Genomic DNA, 7187 nt, shown 5'->3' with positions numbered 1-7187 from the left:
GGCCGGGGCGCGCCGCGGGGGGGTGGGGGCTGGGGGGGGGCAGGCTGGCCGCGGCCGCCGACCTGTCCGACACCATCGCCGCCGTCGGCCGGCTGACCGAGGCCGCGGGCGGTTCCGCACCGGGTTTCGATCCGCTGTTCCACGACGAGGAACTCGACGGACCGGCCCCGGTCGACCGGGTACGGGTGCTCGCGCTGAGCGTGCATCCCGATCAGGCCGCCGTCCGGCGCAAGCTGGCGGTGTTCGACGGTGCGGGCAGTGGCCTCGTCGACGCCGATCTGGTGCACGCCGATGTCGACGTGCTGCAGGACCAGCTCGCCGAGCCGGGCGCCGCACGCACCACCGACAGCGCCGCTGCCACGTCCGCCGCGGGGGGCGGGCACGGCAGCGAGATCGAGCAACTGGCGGTGCTCGCGCTGCGGCTGGATATGGCCGCCGCTTATCTACGACTGACGGGTGCGCGCGGTGCGACCGCGCCCCCGGATCGCTACCACGACGGGGGACACTACTAGTGCAGGAACTCGTTGGTGCGCTGCGTTCCTACGCATGGGGCTCGCGCACCGCGCTCGCTCAGCTGTGCGGTCGGCCGGTGCCGTCGGCCCATCCCGAGGCCGAGCTCTGGTTCGGTGCCCATCCCGCCGACCCCGCGCGAGTGAAGGTCGCCGACGGCACCCGCTCACTGCTCGAGGTGGTCGCCGCCGACCCGGCGCGCGAGCTGGGCGCGGTGGCCGACACCTTCGGCGCCCGGCTGCCGTTCCTGCTCAAGATCCTGGCCGCCGAGGAACCGCTGTCGCTGCAGGCCCATCCCAGCTCGGCGCAGGCGCGGGCGGGCTTCGAGCGGGAGAACCGCACCGGGGTGCCGCTGGACTCGCCCCTGCGCAACTACCGCGACGACAGCCACAAGCCGGAACTCGTTGTCGCGCTGGACCGATTCGAGGCGCTGGCCGGTTTCCGCGACCCGCACCGCACCGTCGACCTGCTGCGCGCGCTCGACGTGCCGGGCCTCAACATCTACGCCGAACTGCTTGCCGCCCAGCCCGATTCGGCCGGGCTGCGGACGCTGTTCACCACCTGGATCACGCTGCCGCCCGCCGCGCTGTCGACCCTGCTGCCCGCGGTGCTCGAAGGCTGTGTGCGGTACCTGTCCGGCAAGGGCGCGCGCGAGTTCACCGCCGAGGTGCGCACCGCGCTGGAACTGGCCGAGGTCTATCCCGGTGACGCGGGCGTGCTCGCCGCGCTGCTGCTGAACCGGTTGACGCTGGAACCCGGCCAGGCCCTGTACCTCGACGCGGGCAACCTGCACGCCTACCTGCGTGGGGTCGGCGTGGAGATCATGGCCAACTCCGACAACGTGTTGCGTGGTGGTCTGACCCCGAAGCACGTCGACGTGCCGGAACTGTTGCGGGTGCTCGACTTCGAGCCGATCGAACTGCCGGTGATCGAGCCGGTGCTCGGCGCCGACGGCAGCGTGCGATACCGCACGCCCGCACCGGAGTTCGCGCTGTGCCGGTTCGACCTGTCCGCCGAGGCCGAGCCGGTCGCGCTCGCCGACGCGGGGCCTGGCATCGTGCTGTGCACCAAGGGCACCGTCGAGCTGTCCCAGAACGGGCGCACGCTCACCGTCGCCCGCGGCGGCGCGGCGTGGATCTCCGCGGCCGACACCGACATCAAGGCACGCGCGATCGGCGGGCCCGCGCAGCTGTTCAGCGCCTGCGTCGGCACCGGGAACTGACACCGACGCGCACTTTTCGCCCTCGGCCACTTAGGCTGTTGCGGGCACAAGCGTGTACAGCGAAGCAGAAGGGCGGGCAGATGTCGGCTGGTGGTGGCAAGAAGGCGATCCTCGCCGCGTTGACGGCCAATGCGGGTATCGCGGTGGCGAAGTTCATCGGCGCGGCGATCACGGGATCGGCGTCGATGCTGGCCGAGGCGGTGCACTCGGTCGCCGACACCTCGAACCAGGGCCTGCTGCTGTACGGACAGCGCGCCGCGGCCAAGGACGCCGACGAGTTGCACCAGTTCGGGTACGGCCGCAATCGCTACTTCTACTCGTTCGTCGTCGCCCTGGTGTTGTTCACCCTCGGCTCGGTGTACGCGATCTACGAGGGTATCCACAAGATCCAGCATCCCGAGGAGCTGAGTCAGCCGATCGTCGCGATCGTCATCCTCGGCATCGCGATCGGCCTGGAGACCTTCAGCTTCATCACCGCGGTGCGGGAATCCAAGCCGCTCAAGGGCGATGCCAGCTGGTGGCGGTTCATCCGCAACTCGCGCAGCCCCGAGCTGCCGGTCGTGCTGCTCGAGGACGCAGGCGCGCTCATCGGTCTGGTGCTCGCGTTCGGCGCGGTCGGGCTGACCATGATCACCGACAACGCGATCTTCGACGGCATCGGCACCCTGGCCATCGGCATCCTGCTCGGCGTTATCGCGATCGTGCTGATCGTGGAGATGAAGAGCCTGCTCATCGGTGAGGGCGCCACTCCGGAAGAGGATCGCGCCGTCCGCGAGAACCTGGTCGACGGCGCCAAGATCACCTCGGTGATCCACCTCAAGACCCAGTACCTGGGCCCGGAGGAGATGCTGGTCGCCGCCAAGGTGGCGATCGCGCCGGACCTCGACATCACCGGGATCGCCGAGGCGATCGACGCGGCCGAAGTGCGGGTGCGGGCCGCGGTGCCCACCGCCCGGCTGATCTACCTCGAGCCCGATCTGTACCGGACCCAGTCCGTCTGATCCCTCTGCTCTGACCGATCGCCGTCGTCCCGTCCGGGGCGGCGGCGATCGGCGTCGGCGGGCCGACACGCCCGAATCCGCGCGCGCGAGGACCTGATTCAGTGGTAGGCGGGCGCCGCGCCGCGCAGGAGATCCAGCGGCTCGGTGACGATGCCGAAGCGGGTGCGCAGCATGTGCCGGGTGGCGTGCAGGCCGGGCATGCCGTGGACGCCGGGGCCGGGTGGGGTCGACGACGAGCACAGGTAGGTGCCGGGGATCGGGGTGGAGTACGGATTCCAGCGGGCCAGGGGGCGGAAGGCGGTCTGGCGTAGGGTCATCGCGCCCGCGGAGATGTCGCCGCCGACGTAGTTGGCATTGTGGGCGGGCATGAAGGCGGCGGGCGTGACGTGCTTGGCGAGGATCAGGTCGCGGAAGCCGGGGGCGAAGCGCTCGACCTGGGCGATCACCGTCTCGCTGATGTCGCGGTCGGAGCCGTTGGGGACGTGGGCGTAGGTGTAGAAGGTGTGCTTGCCTTCGGGTGCTCTGGTGGTGTCGACGACGCCGGGCTGGATCGCGAGCACATACGGTCGCTCGGCGAATTCGCCTGCGGCGATGCGGCGTTCGGCGTGCATCGCCTCCGCGCGGGTGCCGACCAGGTGCAGGGTGCCCGCCAGGTCGCAGCCCTTGGCGGTCCACGGCACCGGGCCCGACAGTGCGAAGTCGACCTTGCAGGCCGCGCCGCCGTAGCGGAATCGGCCGAGGCTGTTGCGGTATCGCTGCGGCAGGCGGTCACCGGTGACGCGCAGGAGTTCGGCGGGCGAGGTGTCGAACAGGACCGCGCGTGCGGTCGCGAGTTCGGCGAAGTCGTCGACGCGATGTCCGGTGACGATCTCGCCGCCGAGCCGTTCCAGCTCGGCGATCATGGCGTTCGGGATCGCCTGGCTGCCACCGCGCGGGATCACCCAGCCACCCGCGTGGGCCAGGGTGCCGAGCAGCAGGGCGGCACCGACCGCGGGTAGCGCGCGCGGCTGAGTGATGGCGTGGGTGGCGACGCCGGTGAGCAGCGCGGGTGCGACCTCGTCGTGAAAGCGCTTGTTCCACAGGGGTGATCCCTGTTCCAGCAGGCGCAGGCCGAAGCGGACGGCGGTGGGTATCCGGGTAGGCGGGTGCCGGAGATCCGACATGGCGAGGTCGACCACCTCGGGCCAGTGCTGGACCAGCGGGCCGAACAGCTCGCGCCAGGCGGGGCCGTCACGACCGAGGTCGGCGACCGTGGATTCGATATTGCGCCAGGCCAATCCGGCGATGCCGCCGTCGAGGGGATGCGCGTACGAGATGGTCGGGGTGAGCAGGTCGACGCCGTGCGCGGCGAGATCGAACGCGCGAAAGAAGGGTGACGCCAAGGCCATCGGATGCGCGCCGGCGCACACATCGTGGTGGAAACCCGGCAGGGTGAGTTCGGCGGTGCGCGACCCGCCGCCCGGCTGATCCTGGGCCTCGAGCACCCGCACCGACAACCCGGCACGCGCCGCGATCACCGCCGCGGCCAGGCCGTTCGGCCCCGAACCGACTACTACGACTTCCGCCATCCGTCGTCCCTTCGCCCTCGGCCGCCGTGGGCGACCTGCGTCGTTGTCTCCAACCTACGCGGCGTGCGGATCTCCGCCGACGAGTCGTCGGTCACCGTGACGGGCTGCCGCCGCCGGCGCGCGACCACGGGCAGCTGCGGTCAGGCGAACGCCGCCCAGCTCTCGACCAGCAGGGCGATCCGCCGCTCCCGCAATTCCGGGCGCAACCTGTCACTGCGTTCCAGCGTCGCTATGCCGTGCAGGGAGGCCCAGGCCACCTCGGTGCGCGCGCCGAGTTCGTCACCCTCGGCGCCCGAACTGAACATCGCCTGCAGGCCGGCGAAGGCGTCGCGCAGCGGCTGGGGTGCGTCCAGGCCGAAGGTGAGGTCGGTGGTGAGCACGAAGATCGCGTCGTAGCGGGCCGGGTTGGCGGCGGCGAAGTCGAGGTAGGCGCGAGCGACCTTGTCGAACATCTCGGTCCGGGTCGTGGCGGCCTCGCGCGCCAGACGCACGTCCTCGGCCAGCTCGACGCAGCCTTGCAGGGCGACGGCGCCGAGGATGGCCGCCTTGTTCGCGAAGTGGCTGTAGAGCACCGGCTGGCTGTATTCGATGCGCTCGGCCAGTTTGCGGATGGTGACGGCGTCCCAGCCCTCCGCTTCGGCCAGTTCGCGCGCGGTGTCGATGATCTGCTGATGGCGTTGGGCGCGTTCGCGTTCCTTGCGCAGTTGCGTGCTCATGCTCGAAATTCTAGCAGCGATAGACAAGATAGCGACGCACGCGCTATGGTTCTCCCAGCATCTAGCGACGCTAGATTTCAGAGCAACGCAAAACAGATTCAGGAGCACACCATGACCATCTCGCGCATCGCCACCGCCCTCTCCCTGGCCGGCGGGGCGTTCATCATCTACGTCGGCCTCAGCTACCTGATCGCCCCTGAGGCCACGGCCGCGGGCTTCGGCCTGCCCGCCTGGCCCGCGGGCGACGCGGTGGGCTTCCTGAACGTCAAGGGTGTGCGCGATGTGGCCACCGGCATCGTGATCATCGCGCTGCTGGCCACCCGGCAGCGCTTCGCGCTCGGCATCACGATGCTGGCGTTCGCGCTGATTCCGGTCGGCGACATGATCACGGTGCTGAGCTGGAACGGCTCCACCGCCACCGCGTTCGGCGTCCACGGCTTCACCGCGGCGCTCGTCGCCCTCACCGGCGCCCTGCTGATCCGCGAACGCCGCACCACCACCGCCTCCGAACAGCGCGTCGCGGTCGCGGTGTGACCCCGCTCACCCCGGCGATGAATTCCGCTCGGCCCCACCGTCATCACCCATAACGAGCACCCACCGAGAAGGAACCACCATGGCGAACGCACCGCACGGCCCCGCGTCCTACTTCCCCACCATCGAGGCCAAGTACGGCCGCACCGTGGACGAATGGCTGGCCCTCCTCGGCGCGGCCGAACAGACCAAGCACGCCGCGCTGGTCGCCTGGCTCAAGACCGAGCACGGCATGGGCCACGGCCACGCCACCGCCCTGGTGCAGTACCACCTGAACCCGGAGAAGTGGGCGCGCGCCTGATCCCGCACACGTCGAAAGGCCCCGCAGGCGCTGCGGGGCCTTTCGCGTACGTCACTGCACCGGAACGGGTTTCGGCTCGAGCGCCGGGGCGTCGACCGGGTGATCGTCGACCATCGTCTCCTCGTCGAAGGGCAGTTCGCGATCGAGGACCCGACGGGTGCGGTCGGCGTCGACGGTCTTGGTCCAGGTGCCGATGAGCAGGGTGGCCACCGCGTTGCCCGAGAAGTTGGTCAGCGCACGGGCTTCGGACATGAAGCGGTCGATACCGACGATCAGGCCGACACCGTCGAGCAGTTCGGGACGGTGGCTCTGCAGGCCGCCCGCGAGCGTGGCCAGGCCCGCGCCGGTGACACCCGCGGCACCCTTGGACGCGATGATCATGAACAGCAGCAGGCCGATCTGCTCGCCCAGGCTCAGCGGCTTGCCCATCGCGTCGGCGATGAAGATCGACGCCATGGTCAGGTAGATCGCGGTGCCGTCGAGGTTGAACGAATACCCGGTCGGCACAACGACACCCACGGTCGTGCGCTCGACGCCGGCGTGTTCCATCTTCGCGACCAGTCGCGGCAGCGCCGACTCCGAGGACGAGGTCGCCACGATCAGCAGGTACTCACGCGCCAGGTACCGGCACAGTTTCAGGATCGATACCCCAGAGACCACCCGCAGCACGACGCCGAGCACGCCGAAGACGAAGACCAGGCAGGTCAGGTAGAACGCGATCATCAGCGTCGCCAGCTGCACCACCGCCGACCAGCCGGTCCGGCCGACCACATTGGCGATCGCGCCGAACGCGCCGATCGGAGCCAGCCACAGGATCATCGACAGGATCCGGAACACCAGCTTCTGGCCGAACGCGACGGCCCGCAGGATCGGCGCGCCCGCCTCGCCCATCGCCTGCACCGCGAACCCGACCAGCAGGGCGACGAACAGCGCCTGCAGCACACTGCCCGCGGTCAGCGAGGACACCAGGGTGGTCGGCACGATGTTCTGGATGAAGTCCCACGTGCCGCCCGCGCCGTGCGCCTGCTCGGCGTACTTGGCGCCCGCCCCCGCACTGCCGGCGCCGAGTCCGGTCCCCGGTTCGATCAGGTTGCCGACGACGAGACCGATCCCCAGCGCGACCGTCGACATCGCCAGGAAGTAGGCGATGGCCAGGCCACCGACCTTGCCGACGGTGGCGGCCGCGCGCACCGATCCGATGCCGAGCACGATCGTGCAGAAGATGACGGGTGCGATCATCATCTTGATCAGGTTCACGAACAGGGTGCCCAGCGGCGCCAGCGACTGACCGAATTCCGGCGCGAGCCGGCCGACCAGGATGCCCGCAAAGACCGCGAA

The 7187-nt window shown here is 70.1% G+C and carries 7 protein-coding genes and 1 pseudogene; 5 read left to right on the top strand and 3 right to left on the bottom strand.

The window, feature by feature from the left end:
* The 3 genes and pseudogenes from ACFWPJ_RS09845 to ACFWPJ_RS09835 all read left to right on the top strand — a co-directional run.
* A pseudogene (locus tag ACFWPJ_RS09845) lies at positions 1 to 512 on the top strand (tobH protein); the annotation flags it as partial.
* Entirely contained in the window at positions 512 to 1732 is a 1221-nt protein-coding gene (manA, locus tag ACFWPJ_RS09840) for a mannose-6-phosphate isomerase, class I (protein WP_378849284.1), read from the top strand. The pseudogene ACFWPJ_RS09845 and the gene manA, both read left to right, overlap by 1 nt.
* 80 nt (positions 1733 to 1812) lie before the next feature.
* Positions 1813 to 2733: a cation diffusion facilitator family transporter gene (locus tag ACFWPJ_RS09835; protein WP_378849282.1), complete on the top strand. Its 921-nt coding sequence runs from the start codon at positions 1813 to 1815 to the stop codon at positions 2731 to 2733.
* 98 nt (positions 2734 to 2831) lie between these two features.
* On the opposite strand, the gene ACFWPJ_RS09830 is transcribed toward ACFWPJ_RS09835, so the two are convergent.
* Positions 2832 to 4301, bottom strand: a complete 1470-nt coding sequence (locus tag ACFWPJ_RS09830) for a phytoene desaturase family protein (protein ID WP_378849280.1) — start codon at positions 4299 to 4301, stop codon at positions 2832 to 2834.
* Positions 4302 to 4441: 140 nt separating this feature from the next.
* Entirely contained in the window at positions 4442 to 5017 is a 576-nt protein-coding gene (locus tag ACFWPJ_RS09825) for a TetR/AcrR family transcriptional regulator (RefSeq protein ID WP_378849279.1), read from the bottom strand.
* 111 nt (positions 5018 to 5128) lie between these two features.
* Here ACFWPJ_RS09825 and ACFWPJ_RS09820 point away from each other — a divergent pair, with 111 nt between their 5' ends.
* Positions 5129 to 5551, top strand: coding sequence for a DUF4267 domain-containing protein (locus tag ACFWPJ_RS09820; protein ID WP_378849277.1), 423 nt, complete (start codon positions 5129 to 5131; stop codon positions 5549 to 5551).
* A 79-nt stretch (positions 5552 to 5630) separates the two neighbouring features.
* Positions 5631 to 5849: a DUF4287 domain-containing protein gene (locus ACFWPJ_RS09815; protein WP_378849275.1), complete on the top strand. Its 219-nt coding sequence runs from the start codon at positions 5631 to 5633 to the stop codon at positions 5847 to 5849.
* Positions 5850 to 5900: 51 nt separating this feature from the next.
* Here the strand turns inward: ACFWPJ_RS09815 and ACFWPJ_RS09810 are convergent.
* A partial coding sequence (locus tag ACFWPJ_RS09810; RefSeq protein WP_378849274.1) for a cation:dicarboxylate symporter family transporter occupies positions 5901 to 7187 on the bottom strand: 1287 nt, incomplete at its 5' end.

It is taken from the genome of Nocardia sp. NPDC058497, from assembly GCF_042720195.1.
Lineage (GTDB): Bacteria > Actinomycetota > Actinomycetes > Mycobacteriales > Mycobacteriaceae > Nocardia.
This window is presented reverse-complemented; position numbering and strand designations above follow the sequence as displayed.

Coding starts and splice junctions, on each gene's coding strand:
- ACFWPJ_RS09820 (WP_378849277.1), top strand. CDS start 5,129: ATGACCATCTCGCGCATCGCCACCGCCCTCTCCCTGGCCGGCGGGGCG.
- ACFWPJ_RS09835 (WP_378849282.1), top strand. CDS start 1,813: ATGTCGGCTGGTGGTGGCAAGAAGGCGATCCTCGCCGCGTTGACGGCC.
- ACFWPJ_RS09825 (WP_378849279.1), bottom strand. CDS start 5,017: ATGAGCACGCAACTGCGCAAGGAACGCGAACGCGCCCAACGCCATCAG.
- ACFWPJ_RS09815 (WP_378849275.1), top strand. CDS start 5,631: ATGGCGAACGCACCGCACGGCCCCGCGTCCTACTTCCCCACCATCGAG.
- ACFWPJ_RS09830 (WP_378849280.1), bottom strand. CDS start 4,301: ATGGCGGAAGTCGTAGTAGTCGGTTCGGGGCCGAACGGCCTGGCCGCG.